This window comes from Pseudomonas azotoformans (assembly GCF_001579805.1).
Taxonomy (GTDB): domain Bacteria; phylum Pseudomonadota; class Gammaproteobacteria; order Pseudomonadales; family Pseudomonadaceae; genus Aquipseudomonas; species Aquipseudomonas azotoformans_A.
In genome coordinates this window covers 1,312,984-1,333,715 of record NZ_CP014546.1, presented here as the reverse complement: position 1 = coordinate 1,333,715, position 20,732 = coordinate 1,312,984, and the positions used below count along the sequence as shown (strand labels likewise).

Here is a 20,732-nt window from a genome sequence, read left to right as displayed (position 1 = left end):
GAGAAAGGAATGAACGCACCTGTCGTGATCATCGGCACAGGATTGGCCGGTTACAACGTGGCCCGAGAGTTTCGCAAGCTCGACAGCGAGACCCCGTTGTTGCTGATCACCGCCGATGACGGGCGTTCCTACTCCAAGCCCATGCTCTCCACCGGTTTTGGCAAGAACAAGGAAGCCGATGGCCTGAGCATGGCTGAACCTGGCGCCATGGCCGAGCAACTTAAGGCCGAAGTGCGCACCCACACTCGCGTCAGCGGCATCGACCCGGGCCACAAGCGCTTGTGGATCGGTGAGGAAGCGGTGGCTTACCGCGACCTGATCCTGGCCTGGGGCGCCGAAACCGTGCGTGTACCGGTGGAAGGTGATGCGGCTGAGCTGATTTTCCCCATCAACGACCTCGAAGATTACGCACGCTTCCGTACCGCCGCTGCCGGCAAGCGCCGTGTGCTGTTGCTCGGCGCGGGCTTGATCGGCTGTGAATTCGCCAACGACCTGATCCTCGGCGGTTATGAAATCGACCTGGTGGCACCTTGCGAGCAAGTCATGCCGACCCTGCTGCACCCGGCCGCGGCCGCAGCGGTACAGGCCGGGCTGCAAAGCCTCGGCGCACGCTTCCATCTTGGCCCAGTACTCAATCGCCTGCAGCGCACCGCGGACGGCCTGGAAGCCCATCTGTCGGACGGTGAAGTCATCGCCTGCGACCTGGTGGTCTCGGCCATCGGCCTGCGCCCGCGTGTGGACCTTGCCGCCGCCGCCGGCCTGCAGACCAATCGCGGGATCACGGTGGACCGTCACCTCAAGACCTCCCACGCCAACATCTATGCCCTGGGCGATTGCGCCGAGGTCGACGGCCTGAACCTGCTGTACGTGATGCCGCTGATGAGCTGCGCCCGCGCGCTGGCCCAGACCCTGGCCGGCAACGCCACGTCGGTCAGCTACGGCCCGATGCCGGTGACCGTCAAGACGCCGGTCTGCCCGCTGGTGGTCTCGCCACCGCCACGGGGCACCGAAGGCGTGTGGAGCGTTGAAGGCGAGGGCGCCGATATCAAGGCCCTGTGCCGCGACGCCAGCGGCCGCCTGCTGGGCTACGCCCTGACGGGCAGCGCCGTGATGGAAAAACTCGCCCTCAATAAAGAACTTCCGCCGTTGCTGGCGTAAATACCGGTCGTTCTGTCGGAATAACCGCGTTTTTCACCCTAGAAAGGTCGCCGCAAGACTGGCGGAGCGTGCGAGGGCATGCCATCCTCACTCCCGTCTGCCGCAGAGTAGAGCCTGCGGCGCTTTGGGCGCTGCTCCAGAAGAGAGCAGCACGGACATAACAACAAAAAACCGTCAAAGAGGCTTCACTTATGCGTAAACCAGAACTCGCAGCCGCCATCGCTGAAAAAGCGGATCTCACCAAAGAACAGGCCAACCGCGTCCTCAACGCCGTTCTCGAAGAAATCACCGGCGCCCTGCACCGCAAGGACAGCGTCACCCTGGTTGGCTTCGGCACCTTCCTGCAACGCCATCGCGGCGCCCGCACCGGCAAAAACCCACAGACCGGCGAACCGGTGAAAATCAAGGCCAGCAACACTGTTGCGTTCAAACCGGGCAAATCGCTGAAAGACACTGTTAACGCGTAAGGGCGTTACCGTCTCGAAGGAGGCGGGGTGGTAGGAAAAAATGGGCACGCCGACGGGGTTGGGTGCCCATTTTTTGTTGGATAGGAATCAGCCTTCCATGAAGTCGTCGTATTCCCGATAGTGATTGATTGCTCGGATCAAAATATCATTATCTGGCGCGGTAACCTTCTTTTGAATGACTTCAAATATGGCTTGTAGAGTTTGCACATCCAACCAGGTTTCGACGTTTTCTTTTTCCAGAGACTTGGGGATAAGCTCGCCGGCAGAATTCTCGACTGTTTTATCGTCTTCCTCGAGATCGTCAATTTCCTCCTCGGAAATGAGGTAGAAAATTGCATTCCCTGGTTCTTCTTCCCATTTATCCATTTTGGTATAGACCCAGTCGTTATCGGTATGGGAGTTGACGGTGCTGAACAGGTTGGTGAAGCCTTGCATCTTTTTCATCACTGACTCCTCATTTTCTACAAGATGACCCGCCACCCCAGGTTTTTCTGCCGCCTACTCGTTTTCCGTTACGGCCTTTCGGGTGGTAGTCGCCGTGACGGTTTTTATGGTCCTCGTGACTGACCAACTGCAAATTGCCACCTACTACAGGGTGGAACGATAAAGGGGTCAGACTTATTTATAGTCCCTGTCCGGATTAAATAGATGCGCCCCCTTATTGCTCTTTATTGCTCAAACTTGGATACCTTTGGAACAGTCTACGAATCGAAGACCTTTAAGCTGGGATGCTTCGCATTGCTGCTTGAACTGCTGGGAAACAAAGACGCGTTGTGAACTTTCCTTAGCTCTCACGATATGGTGATTGCCTAAAGTAGCAGGTGGCAGACTTTGAAGAGTGGTGAATCTCAGAGGACCATCTGGCATAAAGCTGAGCATGGGACCATATTGAGAGTTATTCAAATCAATACAAGGGAGTATCTGGATCACATTGTATACATAGTAAACTTCCAGCTTTTCTTCTTTTAGATAAACGTTGGCAGGAAAAAGCTGAACGTCTTCCGGGAATTTGCGCAGTACGTTGGCCATTGCCTCGCTTACAAATTCAAGCGTGTCACTTTGAAGAAGATCGAAGGACATTAAGCGAGATGCGCTAATCTTATTTTTATTTCTAAAGGTTGGAGTGGAAGTAACTAATGATTGCTCTTCTCCACTAATAAAAAATAGGTGGTCGGGAGATTTTTTTTGGTCGTATTTGAACCAGTAAATTTCTGAATAATTTTCACTGATTTCTAATAGGTACATATTATTTCCCGCAGCGACCTGCTTGAGTTGAGTTTCTATTCAACCGAGTACGCCCATTGCGTAATCTCGACCGTTCAGAGCTGACAACCTCCCTCACTGCCTGCGCGTCCTGGGCTTCTTTCCATTTTCCAGCCTTGCCCGCGAGGGATATTTCATTGAGTTGTGCCCGAACAGCTTTGTTGTATCCAGGATGTGAGCCTTTGTGAATAGTGCGACATTTGCACGGATAAAGGGGTCAGATTTATTTATAGTTCCTATCCGGATTGAATAGATCCGTCCCCTTTATTGTTAATTTTATGCCTGTTTTTTATAGGGGGTAAATGATTGATTAGCGATGTAGAAGCCTAGTCCTTTGTCACCTTTGAACCGGTTTTCTATCATGGCATCAGCCAAATCTTGGGAAATCAATAGGTCGCCAGAATCACGCTCACGGGCAATCCCTTCCATTCCTGCGGCGGTATCACGAAGCCAAATTTCATTGAAGTACAGTATTGAGCCACTGTCAGAGAGCTCCGGTACCGACTTGCTGTGATCAACAGCGCTAATCGCTTGGGCAGCATTGAGGATGTAATAGCTGTCATCCACGGCTTCTCCGTTTGCAGCAACACTAGCGGGTTTCAAGAGCTGAATATGATGGTTGGCTTTCTGCATGAGGAAATCTGCCAACCTCTGGCTCACCAACGGTATGTCACCCAACAACCATAAGCAGTCATACGCCAATAGCTTTTTCTTTTGGCATGGGAAAAATATTTTTGGTCTATCCATGTCGGCGGGATACGGTTCGCCTGACAGTAGCGATAAATAATCAAAGTTCGATCCCGCAGTCTCATAGGAGCCGATCTCGGTATCGTATGAGCCCAGAAGTTTTTCGCTGTGATAGATAGGCGCTTTCCAGCTTAAGATCATTTCTAGATATCCTAATTGTAATGTGCGCCTGGGCGCGCATTTTTATTCAATTGTCTCTCGCCAGAGCGGAGTAATCTTCGCTCATCGGACACGATTTTATCTAGGGCTTTGCGGTATTGGGCCTGATCCCAGTTTTCACGTTTGCCAACCTTTTGTACTCGATCCATTTTGCTTCCAAGGTTTTGATTGACCCTAGCTGCATGGCGTCCTTGGTGAATAGACCGACGTCCGTCAGTCATCGCCCGAGTCTTGTTGGGCAGGAATATTTTATTTTGCCGACTTTGCAAATCGAATCCTGCCAATTTAAGCAGAGGGTGATTTTTTGTACTGGCATGCTTGTCGCTCAGTATGTGGTGGTCCTGGTATCCCTGTTTTTTCAGGCGTCCAATGCGTCGGTTTATGGATGACGTACAGCTCCAGCCCAGTGGGTCAACCCATCCATATGGATTGGCGGCATACAAATAAAGATTGATGCCCCCCGCCAACCCAATCGGGTCCGGCGTCGTAAACCGCCCCACATCCGGATCATAAAACCTGAACGTATTGAAATGCAGCCCCGTCTCCCGATCCAGATACTGCCCCTGAAACCGCAGATTCTGCTCTTCAATGTAATAAGGCTCGCGCACTTCCTCCAGCGTATTGCCCCACACCCGATAAGTCGCCTGCCAGACGCTGTGCCCATCGGCCTCGGTCAGTTGTTCCGGCAGCCCGTTCAGGTCGTTGTGGTAATAGCGAATCTTCTGCAACGGGCCCATGCCGTCGACGCGAGCCAGCGGTTCGTAGCCGTCATCGTCGTAAACATAGAGGCTGGTCTGGCTGTGTTTATGCTCCTGCAACAACCGCAGTCCATCCCACACAAACTGCTTGTCTCCCAGCGGATACCCGTCACTGCCATGCTCGGTTTTTTCGATGCGTCGGCCCAGCGGGTCGTAGGTCATTCGCACGACGCTGCCGTCATCGTTACGCACTTCAATCAAGCGGCTTTCAGCATCGTAGGCAAACCGCTGCACGCCCCGTTTGGCGCTGCGTTTTTCGATCATCCGCCCAAACGCATCGTAGCGATAACGTTTGTCCTGATAGGTCAGCAGCTTGTTATGCACCACCAGCCCGGCACCTGCCTGCGGGCCGTCCAGCAGGTTGGCGGCGGCGTCGTAGGCGAAGGTTTCGCGCTGGCCGTGCAGGCTGTCCTGGCTGGCGATGATGCGGCCGGTGGCGTCGTAGTGCAGCAGTTGGCGGTGTTGCGCGGCGGGTTGTTGGTCGAGTTTGCCGATCAGGTTGTCGGCGGGGTCGTATTCGAACTGTTTTTGCGCGGCTGCCGGCATCAACGAGGGCTGACTTGCCAAGCGGCGTTGGCGCGAACGCAGGCGGCCACTGCGGTCGTATTCGCTACGGGTGGTGAGCTGGCCCTGGGTGCGCAGTACTTCGCGGTGCAGGCGGTCGCGTTCGAAGTCGCTGATGACCTGGCCGTCGAGGTTGATCTGGTGCAGGTGGCCGCTGCCGTAATACAGGCGGTTGAGCCAGCGGCCGTCCGGCAGTTGGGTCTGGATCAGGTTGCCGAGTTCGTCGTAGTGGTGTTGCAGGTTGCCCGCCGAACTCTGCTCGCAAAGCAGTTGGCCGAGGGCGTCGTAGGCAAAACCCAGGGCTTGGGCGTCGCCCTGCGAATCGGTGAAGGTGACCGCCGTGAGCTGGTCCACTGCGTCGTAGCTGTAGTCGGTGCGGCCATCGTCGGTGGTCTTGGCAATCAGCCGGCCCACCGCATCGCGTTGCAATCGATGGACGATCGGCGCGGGCGGCGTTTCGGGCACCAGGGCCAGACCATTTCCGTAAGGCGCCGGCACGGCAGTCACCGCCGCGACGTTATCCAGCGGGTCATAGCTGTAGCGCTTGGCGCTGCCGTCGAGGTCTTGCTGTTCAGTCAGCCGATCCCCGGCGTCCCAGGCAAAACGATACCGCTCGCCGTTCTCGTTGATCAGCGCTTGCAGCCGTCCATAGCTGTCATAGCCGAACTGCACCTGCCGCCCATGGGCGTCGGTGCGTTGGCGGACTTGTCCACGGCGGTTGTGTTGATAGAGCGTGGTGTGTCCGGCGGGGTCGGTGTAACCCACCAGCTGACCGCTGACATCACGCTGATAGTGCTCGGTACGGCCGTCTGGCAATTGGGTTGTGAGCAAACGCCCCTGGGCGTCGTAGCTGAATTGGGTACGCTCACCCAGGGCATCGGTGATGACCTGCAGATAACCGCGCTCGTCGTAGCTGAACCGGGTGGGGTAACCCGAGCAGTCGATGTGCTCGACCAGTTGTCCGAACGGGTTCCAGCGCAGTTTTTTGCTTTTGCCGGTGGCGTCGATGATTTCCACGGGCTGGCCGTGGTCGTCGTAGCGGTAACGGGTGATATAGCCCAGCGGATCGGTTTCGGCGATGCAGTTGCCGCGTGAGTCATATCGATAGTGCCAGCTGTTGTCGGCGGCATCGGTTTCCACCAGTGGTAGCGCCCAATGCTCCAGCCATAAAGTCGAATCGCTGCGGCCCAACGGGTCGGTTTCGCCGATCAGGTTGCCGGCCTCATCGTAGCTGTACTCAAAGCGCCCGCCCTGAGGGTCGGTGGCGCTGAGCAATTGGCGCTCGTCGTTCCAGTCGAACAGCCAGGTGTGGTCGAGGTTGTCGCTGTACCGAATGATCTGGTGCTGGGTGTTCCAGTGACGGGTGCTGACACGCTGCAAGCCGTCGGTAATCCGCGTGATACCGGCTTGTAGGTCATAGTCGAACTGGTAAGCGTCGCCCTCATCGGTCCAGTGCCGGACCACGCGCCATTCCAAACCTTCAACCAAAGACCATTCGTAGAAGCAACGAAGCCCGGTCGGCAGTTGGTGCTCCACCATCCTGCGACCGCTGTCGTAGGCAAAACGACGCTGAACCTGACCCGTTGCATCACGCACTTCAGCCAGGTTCCCCGCTGTGTCGAAGCCGTAGCTGACGAGCACTTCTCGGCGCTGGTCGGGGTATAAACGTTCGATGCGCGCTAACAAGCCCTGATCACGGATCAACTCAACCTGCACGAGATCGAACGTATCACGCAGCCGCACCAGGCGACCGGCTTCGTCGTAGTCGACATGGATTCGGTTGTCGTTACGGTCGCCCAGTTGAGTCAGGCGCAGCAGCGACGGGTTGGCGGAGGGTTCAAGCAAGCGATACAGGCCGTCATCGCTCTCGATCAGCAACTGTCCATTGAGGTGACGCCGCACCGCGAGCCCTTCACCGGCGCTGAACACCGCGCCGCCCAAGGGAATCGAGCCCATGTCGATACGCCGACCTTGCTCGTCGGTATAAATCAGCGTTTCACCGCCTTCTGGATGGGGCAGGATCTCGACGCACACTTCATAGGGCACGCTCCAGCCTGCGCCGAACATTGCGCCCGAGCGCTCATCGCGGCTGTTGTAGAAGCGCTGCCAGTCGATCGGCAAGATGCCGGGCAGTACGAAATCCAGCTCCTCGGCATCGCCCAGCACCTTTGCGCCTGTGGCCGCATGCACCGGGTTCGCCGAGCCCATCGCGGCGTTCGCCACGGCCCCCATCGCGCTGCTGACGGCCATCGACGTGGCCCCGCCGATCAGCATGCACGGCAACTTGCTGAAGAACTTGCCCTTGCCACCCTTGAGCATCAACAGCGCCGTGACCGCCAGCCCCACGCCCGGCGTCTTGCCACTGCGGATCTCACGCACGACCACCGAGCCGCCGCCAATGGTCACGTTGGAGGAAATCAGGCCGGACGACACCACCGTTGCATCGCAGGTGCTGCGATCACCGCTGCGCACAGCCGGTTGGCCGTTGATCGTGACTTTATCCGAGCCCTCAGCCAGGAACTGCGGCGGCATAGGCGGGTGCTTCATGCACACCACCAAGTCCAGCGGCTTGGGTACGGCGCCGGGCGCGGGCGTCGCGACCGTGGGACGCCACATCTGCGAGAAGAAACTCTCGGCCATGTCCAGGTAGCTGGCTTCTGGCTCAGGTGCGGGCGCTTCCAGTTCGGTGCCGGCTGGCGCGACATGGGAGCTGATCGCCCCAGCAGCGCGGGCAGCCGGGATGGAATTGGTCAGAGTGTCCGTAGAGCCTGTGAGAATATTGGCCTGCACCGTGGGCGGGAACAGTGCGTTGGCGAAGGTATCGCATAAATTCGTCAGGCCCTTGTCCGCCCCGGTCTTGCTCATGGCCAGGCCGACAATCGTGCCCACCACGGCACCCAGCAGGAAGCAGCCAAGCCCGCCAGTCGCGACGGTAATCCCGGTGGCGGCAACCACGGCAGCGGTCGCCACGGCGGTGATCGCGATATTGGCCGCTACCTCCAGCACGCCGCCAAGGATGTCCGCCATCATCGAGGTGTGGGAGAGCGCGTCGCCCATGCGGGCGGCCCATAACGCGTCAGACATGCAGGCCACTCATCAAGAAATAGCGTCGAACGACAGCGAGTTTTTGATCAACGCCCAGTGCGCCGCCTCGGCGTCCCCGAGCTTGTCTGCCTTCACATAACTCAACGCGAGCATCTTGCGCGTACCCGGCAGCACCAGAGCCAGCTGGTACTGGAACACCTTGTCATTGCCCTTGTTGAACTGGCTGCGCAGCTCGATGCCTGCCACTTCTTGAGCCGCGCCCAGGCGCACGTCCACGCCCGGCTGATAACGCAAATCCTGCACCTGTTTTTCCAGGCGCTGGAGTTGGTCATTGAAGTTGCTGTGCAGGGTTTCACCCTCGGCGAGCAGGCTGCGGCTGACGATCAGGGAGGTGCCCAATTCAGGAAACTTGAGGATATTGATTGTTGCGTCCTGCAGCTCGCTGGCGGGCAGTTGAAACTGGAATTCGTTGATCCGGTACGTCATGGCAAACAGGTCTCGTCAGGAGCTTTTGGGCGCGGGGAACGCGGCTTTGATATTGGCGTCGATGGCGGCTTTCTGGCCCTGGCCGTCCGGTGTCGCGCCGGGGCCGCCGCCGTTGTTCAGGTGCAGCACGCCGCCGGTGTTGAACTCGGCATCGCCGCTGGCATAGAAGCTGATTTGCACGCCCGTGAGGTTGATCTGCCCGCTGGCGTTCAACTCCAGGATGCTTTCGCCGCAGACCAGGCGCAGGTTTTCACCGACTTCGATGACATAGCTCTGGCTGATGCTGTCGGTCTTCCTCTGGCCCACCGAAAGGATGTCTTCCTGCTTGACGATGCGCAGACGGTTGTTGCCGATGGTCACCGTCTCGTCATGGCCAATACTCTTGTTGCGGTCATGTCCCACCGAATGGCTCTCATCCACCTCGACCACGATGTCCTGATTGCGCTCGGCATGGATGTACAACTGCTCCAGACCCTTCTTGTCCTCCATGCGGATTTCATTGAAGTTGGCCGGTGTGCCGCCCTTGCTCGAACGGCTTTTCATGCCGCTCTGGGTCGCGTTTTCCGGCAGGTCGTAAGGCACGGTCTGTTCGGCGTTGTAGACCCGCCCGGTGATGATCGGCCGGTCGGGGTCACCCTCAAGAAAGCTCACGATCACTTCCTGGCCGATCCGTGGAATCTGCATCGAGCCCCAGTTCTTGCCGGCCCAGGATTGCGACACCCGAATCCAGCACGAGCTGTTCTCGTTGGATTGGTCGTGACGGTCCCAGTAGAAGTGCACCTTCACGCGGCCGTACTGGTCGGTCCAGATTTCCTCGCCTTTGGGGCCGACCACCAGCGCGGTCTGCGGGCCTTTGACAATGGGGCGGTGGGTGTTGGCCAATGGGCGGAAGCTCTGCTGGGCGTCGATGCAAGTGAGGCTGCTTTCGAACTGTGCTGAACCCGACCCACCGCCGCTTTCCAGGCTTTCCTGGACGATGTAGTAGCGACAGCCGACGATCAGGTATTCACGGTTCTGGTCCTGGCGACTGAAGCCGGTCAGGCTGAATAAATGCCCCGAGCCCAGGCCGCGAGCATTGCCGCTGAACTCGATCTGTTCATGCAGGGTTTGCAGCGCTTCGATGCGAGTGCGCGCGTAGTGCTCGCCGTCTTCGCTTTGCACGTAGGTGCCGGGGTAGTCGTACAGCGGGTAGTCGCCGGCGGTGTGCGGGCGCGGCATGGCCGAGCGCACGTCGATGCTGGCGCTGGGGCGCTGGAAGTCGTAGTCGTTGAGCTCCAGCGAACCCGGCTGCACTTCGTGCGCCAGGTGCCAGTTGTGCATATGGTCGCGTTCGCGCTGCTGCTCGTCCTTGGGGTAGTACGGGATCGACGCATAGCCCGGCACCGTGGTGTGGGCGCCGTAGGCATCGGCCAGCACCAGCACATGGCGGTCTTGCTCATGGCGGAAGAAGTAGTAGATGCCTTCCTGCTCCATCAAGCGGCTGACGAAATCAAAGCTGGTCTCGCGGTACTGCACGCAGTATTCCCACTCGCGGTAGGGCCGGCTCAGGGCGTCTTCGAAGTCGGAAAAACCCAGGTCGCGGAACACCTGCTTGATGATCTGCGGGATGCTCAGGTTCTGGAAAATCCGGCAGTCCGACGTGCGGCTGAGCAGCCAAAACCAAGGACGCAGCGTCACCTGGTAACTGGCGAACTGGCCCTGGTCGATATTCTGGCTGCACCGCGCGACGATGCCGTGGAAGTGCCGCTCGCCACCGTCCGCCAATTGCAGGCCCACGCTCATGGGTTTGCCGAGCAACTGGTTGAGGTCGATGTTGGCGTCCAGGGACGTCAGTTGCAGCTCGTAATTGAACAGCCTGCCCAGCTCCTCGCCGCCGCCCATTTCATTGAGCAGCAGAACATCCGGCCCGAGTGGGCTGGTGATTTTGGCCAGGCGTGAGGCTTGGTTGAATAGCATCGTTTAGGCCGCGTCGCTGAAGTCGTAGTGCAATTCATTATCCCGGCTGCTGATGCGCACACCCGCCAGCGGCTTGCCTTCGAGCATGCGCGTGAGGAACTCACGGCTCATGTCCGGCAGCAGGCTGTTGGTCAGAATGGTGTCGATCATGCGCCCGCCGCTTTCGGTCTCGGTGCAGCGCGAGACGATCAGGTCGACCACCGCGTCGTCGTAATCGAAAGCCACTTTGTGCGTGCTCTCTACGCGCTTCTTGATGCGGCCCAGTTGCAGGCGGGTGATCGCCTTGAGCATCTCGTCGCTGAGCGGGTAGTAAGGGATGGTCACCAGACGGCCGAGCAGCGCCGGCGGGAAGATTTCCAGCAGCGGCTGGCGCAGGGCCTTGGCGATTTCTTCCGGTTCAGGAATGTTCGCCGGGTCTTTGCTCACGTGGGAAATCAGCTCGGTGCCGGCGTTGGTGGTCAGCAGGATCAGGGTGTTCTTGAAGTCGATCACCCGGCCTTCACCATCCTCCATCACGCCCTTGTCGAACACCTGGAAGAAGATCTCATGCACGTCCGGGTGGGCTTTTTCCACCTCGTCCAGCAGCACCACGCTGTAGGGTTTGCGCCGTACGGCTTCGGTCAGCACGCCGCCTTCGCCATAGCCGATATAGCCCGGTGGTGCGCCTTTGAGGGTCGACACCGTGTGGGCTTCCTGGAATTCGCTCATGTTGATGGTGATGACGTTCTGCTCACCGCCGTACATGGCTTCGGCCAGGGCCAGGGCGGTTTCGGTCTTGCCCACACCGGAGGTGCCGGCCAGCATGAACACGCCAATCGGCTTGCTCGGGTTGTCGAGGCCGGCGCGGGAGGTCTGGATGCGCTTGGCGATCATCTGTAAGGCATGATCCTGGCCGATAATGCGTTTTTTCAGGTGCTGGTCGAGGTTGAGCACCGTCTCCAATTCATTGCGCGCCATGCGGCCCACTGGGATGCCGGTCCAGTCAGCGACCACCGAGGCCACGGCCTGGTAATCCACGGTCGGCAGGATCAGCGGGGTTTCGCCCTGCAGGGCGCTCAGGCGTTGTTGTAGGTCGACCAGTTGGGCGCGCAATTCATCGTTGCCACTGTCCACCACACCGGCTTTTTCGCGCAAGGTTGCACGGGTGGCGAGCAGTTCATCCACCAACGTTTTCTCTTCGGCCCAGCGGCTTTCCAAGGTCGCTAGACGCTCACGCTCAGCGCTCAACAGCGCCTCGGTGTTGGTTTGGCGCGCACCAATCGCAATGCCGATGGCATGCTCACGGGCGATGATTTGCAGCTCGGTTTCCAGTGCCTCGATGCGACGGCGGCTGTCGTCCACCTCCGCCGGCACCGCGTGCAGGCTGATGGCGACGCGGGCGCAGGCGGTGTCCAGCAGGCTCACGGATTTGTCCGGCAACTGGCGCGCCGGGATGTAGCGGTGGGACAGCTTCACCGAAGCTTCCAGGGCTTCGTCGAGGATCTGCACCTGGTGGTGTTTCTCCATAGTCGACGCCACGCCACGCATCATCAGCAGCGCCTTGTCTTCCGACGGCTCGGCCACCTGTACCACCTGGAAGCGACGGGTCAGGGCCGGGTCTTTCTCGATGTGTTTCTTGTATTCGGCCCAGGTGGTCGCGGCCACGGTGCGCAGGGTGCCGCGAGCCAATGCAGGCTTGAGCAGGTTGGCCGCATCACCGGTGCCGGCAGCGCCGCCGGCGCCTACCAACGTATGGGCTTCGTCGATGAACAGGATGATCGGCTTGGGCGACGCCTGCACGTCTTCGATGACCTGGCGCAGGCGCTGTTCGAACTCGCCTTTCATGCTCGCGCCAGCTTGCAGCAGGCCCACGTCGAGGCTGCGCAGTTCCACGTCTTTCAGGGCTGGCGGCACGTCACCGGCGACGATGCGCAGGGCGAAACCTTCGACCACGGCGGTCTTGCCCACCCCGGCTTCACCGGTGAGGATCGGGTTGTTCTGGCGACGACGCATAAGGATGTCGACCAGTTGGCGGATCTCTTCGTCACGGCCAACAATCGGGTCGAGCTTGCCGCTGCGGGCCTGTTCGGTCAGGTCAACGGTGAAGCGCTTGAGGGCTTCCTGCTTGCCCATCGCGCTCGGCGCCATGGCACCGCTGGCTTCACCGGGCACGGCACCGGCATTAAAACCATCGCTGGCGCTCAAGGCGTTTTCCGGCGAATCCCCGACGTATTCGTCGAAACGCTCGCTCAGGGCCTCGGCCTTGATCTTGTCGAACTCGGCAGACAAGCCCAACAGCGCATGGCGCAGGCTTGGCGTCTTCAGGATGCCGAGCACCAGGTAGCCAGTGCGCACCTGGCTTTCACCAAACATCAGGCTGCCATACACCCAACCGCGTTCCACGGCCTCTTCCACATGGGAGGACAGGTCGGTGATCGACGTCGAGCCACGCGGCAAACGGTCCAGCGCTTCTGTCAGGTCACGGGCCAGGCGCGCCGGCTCCACGTTGAACTGACGGATGATGCGGTGCAGGTCCGAGTCCTGCAGTTGCAGCAACTGGTGGAACCAGTGGGCCAGTTCCACATACGGATTGCCCCGCAGTTTGCAGAACACGGTGGCGGCTTCGATGGCCTTGTAGGCCACGCTGTTGAGTTTGCCGAACAGTGCGGCGCGACTGATTTCACCCATGCTCTGGATTCCTTGAGGTGGTGGCGTGGTCGGCGTAATGCCGGGCCAGGATTAGGTCGTTGGCGTCTTGCTCGGGCTTGCCGAGCCAGGTGTTGAAGCCCAGGCGGAACTGGCCATTGAGTTGCAGCGCCGGCACTTCAGGTTGTTGCAAAACCAGGTTGAGGTCCCAGTCCAGTTCATGGCCCAGGTACTCGGCCACCCATGCCACCAGCTCGTTGAATGGCGGGTGGCCAGGCAGCATGCCCATGTAGTCATCCAGCATGAGCGGGCCCAGGCGGATACGGAATTTGTGCTGGCGGTCCCACACGAAACTGCCCAGGCAAAAGTCCACGCCCAGGCGGTTGGCGCTCACGCTGACGCGGCTGCGCTCGGGCAACTCCAGCCATTGGCCGACGTATTCTTCAATCTCCACCGGCAGGCCGAAGTATTCGCTGAGAATGGCTTTAAGGCCGTCTGGATAGCGGGTTTGCGCCGACAGATGGCCGCTGTAATGCAGTTTCGCAGTGTCCGGGATGAGGCCCTGATTCAGCAGGCTCGGCATGCCCCGTCCACTCAAAGCAGCGAGGCGCGCGGACCAGTAATCGTCATCCGGTCGGTCGTGGCTGACCGTCGGCCGCGCCTCGGCCCAGGCCCGGTAGAACAGGCTGAGCAGGCGGTGGTGGAACACGTCCAGGAACTGTTTGCTGGTGCTGTCGGCGTTGTTGCGCTGACGCTCGCGCACGTATTCGGTGATGTGCAGCGGCAGCGGGCCGTTGGGGCCACCGAGGCCGAAGAAGAATTGCTCTAGCCGCGCCGGCTTGCCCTCGCCACCGGGATCGACCGAAGCCAAGGTGGCCGGGGCGAAGGTGCAATCCGCCTGCTGGCCCAGGCGCAACGGATCGTCCGCTAGACGCAGGGAATGGCCCAGGCGCGGTAGCTCCGGCGATTCGCACTCGATACGCCGCAGCGCCTGGAAGAAATCGTATTCCCAGGGCTCCCGGTGCATCGCATCCAGTGTGTTCACAGGGTCGGACGCCGTCCGGGCTTGGCTTTCCATCGCATGATCTCGCCGCGTTCGGTGGTACGGATCACCGTCTCGGTAAAACTGTTGATTGACACGTAGCGTGCCAGGAAGCGCTCCAGCACCGCACCGAGCAGGAACACGCCGGTGCCGCGAAACGCGTTTTCATCGAATTCCAAGGTGATTTCCAGGCCACGGCCAAACACGATCGGGCCGGGCATCGGCAAACGTCGGGTCACGGCTTTGCTGCTGACCTCGCGCAGGCCTTCAATCTGCAATTGCAGGGCGGCGTCGTTGCTGTCGCCGTACAGGCGCAGCAGTTCGCGCAAGGCTGCCGCGCCTTGGCCCTGTTCGCTCAGGGACAGGTAGTTGAGCGAGAGCTGGCTGATCAAACGCCAGGCTTTGGCGTCATGGGCATGACTGGCGCGCGGACGGCTCGGGCCGGCCACGCAACGCACGGACAGCACCGGGGCGCTGTCGGCCAGGGTGAAGTCGGTCTTGCCGTTGCCGATGCTCATGAACAGGGGCAAGTCGCGGTTGGTGCACAGCGCCGTCACGCCGAGTTGGCGCAGGTCATGGCCGTAGGGCGCTTGGCGGCTGTCCACCAGGCTGACAAAGGTCTCGCTGCCCACATAGGTGGAGCGTGGGCCGTTGCGGCGCTGGTCGCTGGATAAGACGCGGGGCTCGCGGCGTACCGTGTAATACGCCTGGTCGCGGCCATAGCGCGACGGATCACGCACCGCATAGAACGGCAAAAACGGTTGCTCCGGCCCTGTGCCGTGGCCGGTGATGCCGCTCAACGAGTGAATCTCGAAATCCATCGGCCGCGTGCGGTCGGCGATCACATGGTGTTCGTTGACCCGGTCGGACAAGTGGATACGGTCGACGCGCTTGGGGAACAGGTTGATTGCTGGCGTGCAGAACGGCAGGAACTGCGCCGCGCCGACGCTGCCTTCCAGGCTTGGCTCATGACGGTCGAACAACACGATCAGCTCCAGCTCCTGGCCGTCGCAGCGCTTGACCGCACGGCTCAGCTCGGCGAACTCGACGAACAGGAAACGGTGGGGCAGGGCGAAGTATTCCTGCAACAAGCGATAGCCCTGGAACGCGCGTGCGACCACCGGCATGGCGGCGTCGGCATCGTCAAAACCACGGGAGCGCAGTGCATCCTGCGGCAGGCGCTCGACCCAATCGCCACCCGGCTTGCGTGCAAACACCGCGCAGGCGTTGCCCAGCAGTTGCTCGTAGAGGCGGAACGGTTGCTCGTCGGCACCGCTGAGGTAGAGCGGCAGGTTATCCAGGTCGAGGCTGATGAAGGGCAATTCGGCGCCGGTGCGCAGGGTCAGGCGCAGACCGGCCTTGGCCTTCGGCTCACTGGCGGCCAGGCGCCCCAACACGGCGGCAGGGTTGCCGAAGTATTCGGCGTTGCTCACCTGCAACGGCCACAGCGTCACCGGGTGCGCGGTGCGGTACTCGCAGCAGGTCTGGGTTTCGCGGCCCAGCGCGGCCCGCAAAACGGTGTCGCGGGGCAGCGGGAAACCACTGGCCAACGAGCCTTCGTCCGGGTCGGTCTGCAATTGCACCACGGTCATCGATGGCGTGGGCGCCAGGTAATGCGGGTAGGCAATTTCCAGCAGGTTGTGGGTGAAGGTCGGGTACTCGGCGTCGAGCTTGAGCTGCACGCGGGCCGTGAGGTAGGCAAAACCCTCGAGCAAACGTTCGACGTACGGGTCGGCGCAGTCCATACCGGACAGGGTCAGCCGACTGGCGATCTTCGGGTATTCCTTGGCGAACTCGGCGGCGCTTTCGCGCACGTGGTGCAGTTCCTGGTTGTACAGCTCCAGCAGGCGCGGGTTCATGGGCGTCTCCGCTGGTCAGCGTTGACCACGCGTACGTGGCCGGATTCCAGGTCGAGATCGGTCTGCAGCAACAGGCGCAGCGGCACCGGCTGTGCCCACAGGTCGCCTTCGATCTCGAAACTCAGCGCGTTATGGTTCATCTCGCCATGGCCGACGCGGGCTTTGACGCGCAGGGTGTGGCGCAGAATGCGCGGTTCAAAGGTGGCGATAGCCTGGTAGATCAACGCTTCCAGGGCCTTGATATCCACACTGGAAACACTGTTGCCCGCCAGCGCCGGCAGGCCGTAGTTGACCACCGACGTACCGGCCGGGGTGTGCAGCGTGGCATCGGCATCGAGCAACGACGTGGTGTTGAGCAGCCACGCCAGGTCGCGCAGCACCGAGGCTTTCAATTGGGTCAGGGACAGCACGCGTTTGTCGGCGCTTTCCTTGGGATTGGTTGGATCGTCGTCGGTCAGCCGGTCCAGCAGGGACGGTTGCAGACGGTCGCGGGAAGCGATTTCAGTGACCACCAAAGCGGCTCCACGGACGGGGTGTGAGAGGGACAAGTGGGCTGTGGCCGTGGCGCGAAGCCACGGCCTCAAGGGCTATCAGCGCTTGGTGTTGGAACGGATGTTCCAGCCAAACTTGATCGCGCCGCCATCTTTGGTGCCGTCGGCTTTCTGCGGCTGGTAGTCAACCATCACTTGGGCGAAGTTCAGGGTGACGTTCTCGGTCAGGCGGTCATCGGTGCCCGAACCGCCGGTGCTCAGGGAAGTCACCAGCACTTCTTCCAGGTTGATCACCATGTACTCGACCTGGCTTTCGCCACCGGCCTTGCGCACAGTCAGCTTGACCTTGTCGATGTGTTTGCCGCTGGCGCAGTGCATCATCAGGTTCGGCGACGCCTTGTCGACGTATTTGGTCAGCGACAGGTCCTGGATATTCACCTTGCCCGCGCCGCCGCCACCGCCCACGTGCATGTTGCCGGACTGGGCCATGCCCCAGCTCCAGTTCAGCACGTCGATTTCGTCCTTGTGGGCCTTGTCCATGGACTCGCCCTTGATGTCGCCGATCTTGATGAAAATATCAACAGCCATGTTTTCTCCCTGTGTGGTCTCAGCCACGATATTTGGTGTTGAGTGCTCCCTGTCCGGGCGCACTCAGATCAGGATGCTTACGCGCTTTTCGCCGAAGGCAGCTTCGATACCAGGCGCAGCGACACGGTCAGCCCTTCAAGCTGGTAGTGCGGGCGCAGGTAGAACTTGGAGTTGTAGTAACCCGGGTTGCCTTCGACTTCTTCCACGATCACTTCGGCAGCCGCCAATGGGTGCTGGGCCTTGGTGGTTTCGGTGGAGTGCGCAGGGTCACCGTCCACGTAGTTGAGGATCCAGTCCTGCAACCAGCGCTGCATTTCGTCCTTCTCTTTGAAGGAACCGATCTTGTCGCGCACGATGCACTTCAAGTAATGGGCGAAACGGCAAGTGGCGAACAGGTACGGCAGGCGCGCGGCCAGGTTGGCGTTGGCGGTGGCGTCCGGGTCATCGTATTCGGCCGGTTTCTGCAGCGACTGGGCGCCAATGAACGCGGCGAAGTCAGTGTTTTTCTTGTGCAACAGCGGCATGAAACCGTTCTTCGCCAGCTCCGCTTCACGGCGGTCGCTGATGGCGATTTCGGTCGGGCACTTCATGTCCACGCCACCGTCATCGGTCGGGAAGGTGTGCGCCGGCAGGTTTTCCACTTCACCGCCAGACTCGATGCCACGGATGCGTGAGCACCAGCCGTAGTGTTTGAACGAGCGGTTGATGTTCACCGCCATCGCGTACGCGGCGTTGGCCCAGGTGTACTTGGAGCTGTCGGCACCGTCGGTGTTTTCTTCGAAGGCGAAGGCTTCCACCGGGTCGGTCTTGGCACCGTACGGCAGGCGTGCCAGGAAACGCGGCATGGTCAGGCCGATGTAGCGCGAGTCTTCCGATTCACGCAGGGAACGCCAGCCGGCGTATTCCGGGGTGGTGAAGATCTTGGTCAGGTCGCGCGGGTTCGACAGTTCTTGCCACGAGCCCATGCCCATCACGGTCGGCGAGGGCCGCAGCGATGAACGGGGAGTGCATGGCGGCGCAGACTTTCGACAGCTCGCCCAGCAATTCCACGTCCGGTGGCGACTGGTCGAAGTAGTAGTCGCCCACCAGGCAGCCGTAAGGTTCGCCGCCGAACTGGCCGTATTCTTCTTCGTACATCTTCTTGAAGATTGGGCTCTGGTCCCACGCAGTGCCCTTGAATTTCTTCAAGGTCTTGTGCAGGTCCGGCTTGGAGATGTTGAGCACGCGGATCTTCAGCTGCTCATCGCTCTCGGTGTTGTTGACCAGGTAGTGCAGGCCACGCCAGGCGCTTTCCAGCTGCTGGAAATCCTGGTGATGGATGATCTGGTTGACCTGAGCGGTCAGCTTGGCGTCGATGGCAGCGATGATCGATTCGATCGACTTGATCGCGTCATTGGACACCAGATCGGTTTGCGCCAGGGCCTGTTCGGCCAGGGTGCGCACGGCGGTTTCCACGGCTTCGCGGGCGCGCTCGGTCTTGGGCTTGAACTCTTGCAGCAGCAGGTTGGCGAACTCGCTGGCTTCTTCGGTGGCACCCAGGATCTGGCTGCCTTCGCGGGCGGTATTGTCGGTCATGATTACTGATCCCCTGCAGGCTTCGGCGCGCTGGCAAGTGCCTGGAGCAGTGCCGGGTCCTTGATCGCCTTCATGATGATTTCTTCAGCGCCGGTCTTGCCGTCCATGTAGGTCAGCAGGTTGGCCAGCTGGGTGCGGGCTTCGAGCAGTTGGTTCAGCGAGTCGACCTTGCGGGCCACGGCGGCCGGGCTGAAGTCGTCCATGCTTTCGAAGGTGATGTCCAGGCTCAGGTTGCCTTCGCCGGTCAGTTCGTTCGGTACGTGGAACGCCACACGCGGCTGCATGGCCTTGAGGCGCGAGTCGAAATTGTCGACGTCCACTTCAAGGAACTTGCGGTCGGCCACCGGCGCCAGAGGCTCGGCGGGCTTGCCGGCGAGGTCGGCCATCACGCCCATCACGAAGGGCAGCTGGACCTTTTTCTCGGCGCCGTAAAGCTCGACGTCGTACTCGATCTGCACTCGAGGCGCGCGGTTGCGCGCGATGAATTTCTGAGAACTTTGCTTCGCCACGTTGCTGCTCCTGGTCGCTTGAGCGACGGTGTTGTTACTGCACAGTCGGGCGGCTTACTCGCCGTCCGGGCCGCGCAGGTTTTCAAATTGGGACATGCCGTCGGGAATCAGATTGCGCACGATGGCCGCGAAGTCGGCGTGCACCAGATGCTTGGCCCGGTTTAACAGCACCGGCAGCGGGCTCGAAGGCTCGTACCGGGTGTAGTACGCAAGGATCTTGTCGAGGCTGCGCAGCACGTCATCGCGGCTGGCGATATCGCCCACCGGGCGCGGTGCTGCGGGCGCAGCGGCGAAGTCGGCCGAGGGGGCATTGTCGTCACTGACGGCCTCGGGTTCGCTGCTGCTGTCGGTGCCGGGCACCGCTTGATTGAGGATCTGCAACGCTTGTTTGAGCGGTTGCTTGAAGGCACTGAGGTCCACGCCTTGGGCGGAACCGACCTGATCGTTGACCTGCCGTTCGATGGCTTCACACGCCGCACGCGCCGCAATCAGCGCATCGCGGGTGGCTTGCAGGTGCTCGGGGTCGCTGTCGAGAAACGCGGCGTTGAGCTGCTGGGCGCCGAGTTGCTCGTCGGGGAAGCTCAACAGGCCACTGGCATTGAGCGCCGCGCGCAGGCTCACGGGGCCGAAGGTGCGCGAACGCGTGAGGATGCTTTCGCGCAGCAAGCGAATGTTGGTGTCGCAGGTCAGGCCGGTGAGGGCGTTGATGCGCACGGTGGGGTCGTTATCGTCGTCGGCATCTAGGCGCGGGTGCAGGTCGGCCCAGTAATCGCGCAGCAACGCGTCGATCAGCGTCAGTGCTTCGGCCAGGCCAGCGACGCCTTGGAGGGCGAGGGCGCTTTGCAGCAGGAAATGGGTGATGCGCAGGTCTTTGCTGCGCGCGAGCAAGTCGAGGCTTTGCTGCTGGATACTGCGCCATTCCGGCGGTTCAGCGGGCAGGATGGAGTCGCCCATGCTGCGCTCGGGTTGGCCCTTGGCATCACGCTCCAATTGCAGAAATTGCACGTCATATTCCATGTCTTCGCCACACGGCGAAGTCGCGGAAACGGCGGTGAGCAGCAACGGCACATCCACTGAATTTGATCTCCCTATCAGCCCGTTAGATGGCGGGCAATTCATGCATTAGTTACGCGAGGAACTTTGCATGTTTTCTTGGTCATATAAGCAAGATGCCACTAATGTGCCATCACTGGTATTCAAGAAGTTGTGCATTTTTGGTGTAGTACTTACGCCTTGTCAAGGTAAGCTATTCGCCCTCTGTGACAGATGTGCGGTGCTTAACAACCTGCGCGACTGGTGGGTCGAACGATGCACCGGGACAGGATTTTTGTCATAGAGCCCAGTTAAGATCAGCGATCATGCTGGCATTGGCAGGTTTTAGACGGTCGATTGCTCGACCTGATGGCGATATCCCGGGAGGCGCTGTCCTGGGAATCGACC

Annotated in this window: 16 protein-coding genes and 1 pseudogene; 2 read left to right on the top strand and 15 right to left on the bottom strand. The window is 60.3% G+C overall.

Going from position 1 to position 20,732, the window contains the following annotated elements; genetic code table 11:
* The first annotated feature begins 9 nt into the window (after positions 1–9).
* Both AYR47_RS06325 and AYR47_RS06320 read left to right on the top strand, forming a co-directional pair.
* The gene (locus AYR47_RS06325; RefSeq protein ID WP_033897277.1) at positions 10–1,158 is read left to right on the top strand and encodes an NAD(P)/FAD-dependent oxidoreductase; all 1,149 of its coding nucleotides are present in this window, start codon (positions 10–12) and stop codon (positions 1,156–1,158) included.
* Positions 1,159–1,349: 191 nt separating this feature from the next.
* Positions 1,350–1,625, top strand: a complete 276-nt coding sequence (locus AYR47_RS06320) for an HU family DNA-binding protein (protein WP_003176958.1) — start codon at positions 1,350–1,352, stop codon at positions 1,623–1,625.
* Between the two features lie 87 nt (positions 1,626–1,712).
* On the opposite strand, the gene AYR47_RS06315 is transcribed toward AYR47_RS06320, so the two are convergent.
* From AYR47_RS06315 to tssA, 15 genes and pseudogenes are all read right to left on the bottom strand, one after another.
* Complete coding sequence (locus tag AYR47_RS06315) at positions 1,713–2,069, bottom strand: DUF7716 domain-containing protein (RefSeq protein ID WP_061434639.1); 357 nt, start codon at positions 2,067–2,069, stop codon at positions 1,713–1,715.
* A 231-nt stretch (positions 2,070–2,300) separates the two neighbouring features.
* The gene (locus AYR47_RS06310) at positions 2,301–2,870 is read right to left on the bottom strand and encodes an imm11 family protein (RefSeq protein WP_061434637.1); all 570 of its coding nucleotides are present in this window, start codon (positions 2,868–2,870) and stop codon (positions 2,301–2,303) included.
* A gap of 1 nt (position 2,871) precedes the next feature.
* Positions 2,872–3,021: a hypothetical protein gene (locus AYR47_RS33325; RefSeq protein WP_420492058.1), complete on the bottom strand. Its 150-nt coding sequence runs from the start codon at positions 3,019–3,021 to the stop codon at positions 2,872–2,874.
* Positions 3,022–3,164: 143 nt separating this feature from the next.
* Positions 3,165–3,776 (bottom strand): hypothetical protein, encoded by a 612-nt coding sequence (locus AYR47_RS06305; protein WP_061434635.1) that lies wholly within the window; start codon positions 3,774–3,776, stop codon positions 3,165–3,167.
* Positions 3,777–3,787: 11 nt separating this feature from the next.
* On the bottom strand, positions 3,788–8,200 hold the full coding sequence (locus AYR47_RS06300; protein ID WP_082781469.1) for an RHS repeat-associated core domain-containing protein: 4,413 nt from the start codon (positions 8,198–8,200) through the stop codon (positions 3,788–3,790).
* A gap of 12 nt (positions 8,201–8,212) precedes the next feature.
* The gene (locus AYR47_RS06295; protein WP_061434633.1) at positions 8,213–8,647 is read right to left on the bottom strand and encodes a DcrB-related protein; all 435 of its coding nucleotides are present in this window, start codon (positions 8,645–8,647) and stop codon (positions 8,213–8,215) included.
* Positions 8,648–8,662: 15 nt separating this feature from the next.
* Positions 8,663–10,603: a type VI secretion system Vgr family protein gene (locus tag AYR47_RS06290; protein ID WP_061434631.1), complete on the bottom strand. Its 1,941-nt coding sequence runs from the start codon at positions 10,601–10,603 to the stop codon at positions 8,663–8,665.
* Between the two features lie 3 nt (positions 10,604–10,606).
* Positions 10,607–13,270 carry a type VI secretion system ATPase TssH gene (gene tssH / locus AYR47_RS06285; protein WP_061434630.1) on the bottom strand — a complete coding sequence of 888 codons (2,664 nt, stop codon included), beginning with the start codon at positions 13,268–13,270 and terminating at the stop codon, positions 10,607–10,609.
* A complete protein-coding gene (gene tssG / locus AYR47_RS06280) occupies positions 13,263–14,306 on the bottom strand; it encodes a type VI secretion system baseplate subunit TssG (protein WP_061434628.1) in 1,044 nt (347 codons plus the stop codon). Before tssG ends, tssH begins: the two co-directional genes overlap by 8 nt.
* Positions 14,270–16,129, bottom strand: coding sequence for a type VI secretion system baseplate subunit TssF (tssF, locus tag AYR47_RS06275; RefSeq protein ID WP_061434626.1), 1,860 nt, complete (start codon positions 16,127–16,129; stop codon positions 14,270–14,272). Before tssF ends, tssG begins: the two co-directional genes overlap by 37 nt.
* On the bottom strand, positions 16,126–16,641 hold the full coding sequence (tssE, locus tag AYR47_RS06270; protein WP_005792513.1) for a type VI secretion system baseplate subunit TssE: 516 nt from the start codon (positions 16,639–16,641) through the stop codon (positions 16,126–16,128). The genes tssF and tssE overlap by 4 nt, the downstream gene beginning before the upstream one ends.
* Before the next feature lie 78 nt (positions 16,642–16,719).
* Positions 16,720–17,208 carry an Hcp family type VI secretion system effector gene (locus tag AYR47_RS06265; protein ID WP_005792512.1) on the bottom strand — a complete coding sequence of 163 codons (489 nt, stop codon included), beginning with the start codon at positions 17,206–17,208 and terminating at the stop codon, positions 16,720–16,722.
* A gap of 77 nt (positions 17,209–17,285) precedes the next feature.
* Positions 17,286–18,783, bottom strand: a pseudogene (gene tssC / locus AYR47_RS06260) (type VI secretion system contractile sheath large subunit).
* 2 nt (positions 18,784–18,785) lie between these two features.
* Entirely contained in the window at positions 18,786–19,292 is a 507-nt protein-coding gene (gene tssB / locus AYR47_RS06255) for a type VI secretion system contractile sheath small subunit (RefSeq protein ID WP_010207547.1), read from the bottom strand.
* 54 nt (positions 19,293–19,346) lie between these two features.
* Entirely contained in the window at positions 19,347–20,366 is a 1,020-nt protein-coding gene (gene tssA, locus AYR47_RS06250; protein WP_061434624.1) for a type VI secretion system protein TssA, read from the bottom strand.
* Between the last annotated feature and the right edge of the window lie 366 nt (positions 20,367–20,732).

Bases quoted from the DNA above. Each gene is read 5' to 3' on its own strand.
- AYR47_RS06310 (WP_061434637.1), bottom strand. From the start codon at position 2,870: ATGTACCTATTAGAAATCAGTGAAAATTATTCAGAAATTTACTGGTTC.
- AYR47_RS06320 (WP_003176958.1), top strand. From the start codon at position 1,350: ATGCGTAAACCAGAACTCGCAGCCGCCATCGCTGAAAAAGCGGATCTC.
- AYR47_RS06295 (WP_061434633.1), bottom strand. From the start codon at position 8,647: ATGACGTACCGGATCAACGAATTCCAGTTTCAACTGCCCGCCAGCGAG.
- AYR47_RS06305 (WP_061434635.1), bottom strand. From the start codon at position 3,776: ATGATCTTAAGCTGGAAAGCGCCTATCTATCACAGCGAAAAACTTCTG.
- AYR47_RS06325 (WP_033897277.1), top strand. From the start codon at position 10: ATGAACGCACCTGTCGTGATCATCGGCACAGGATTGGCCGGTTACAAC.
- AYR47_RS06265 (WP_005792512.1), bottom strand. From the start codon at position 17,208: ATGGCTGTTGATATTTTCATCAAGATCGGCGACATCAAGGGCGAGTCC.
- AYR47_RS06315 (WP_061434639.1), bottom strand. From the start codon at position 2,069: ATGAAAAAGATGCAAGGCTTCACCAACCTGTTCAGCACCGTCAACTCC.
- AYR47_RS06290 (WP_061434631.1), bottom strand. From the start codon at position 10,603: ATGCTATTCAACCAAGCCTCACGCCTGGCCAAAATCACCAGCCCACTC.
- AYR47_RS06300 (WP_082781469.1), bottom strand. From the start codon at position 8,200: ATGTCTGACGCGTTATGGGCCGCCCGCATGGGCGACGCGCTCTCCCAC.
- tssG (WP_061434628.1), bottom strand. From the start codon at position 14,306: ATGGAAAGCCAAGCCCGGACGGCGTCCGACCCTGTGAACACACTGGAT.
- tssH (WP_061434630.1), bottom strand. From the start codon at position 13,270: ATGGGTGAAATCAGTCGCGCCGCACTGTTCGGCAAACTCAACAGCGTG.
- tssF (WP_061434626.1), bottom strand. From the start codon at position 16,129: ATGAACCCGCGCCTGCTGGAGCTGTACAACCAGGAACTGCACCACGTG.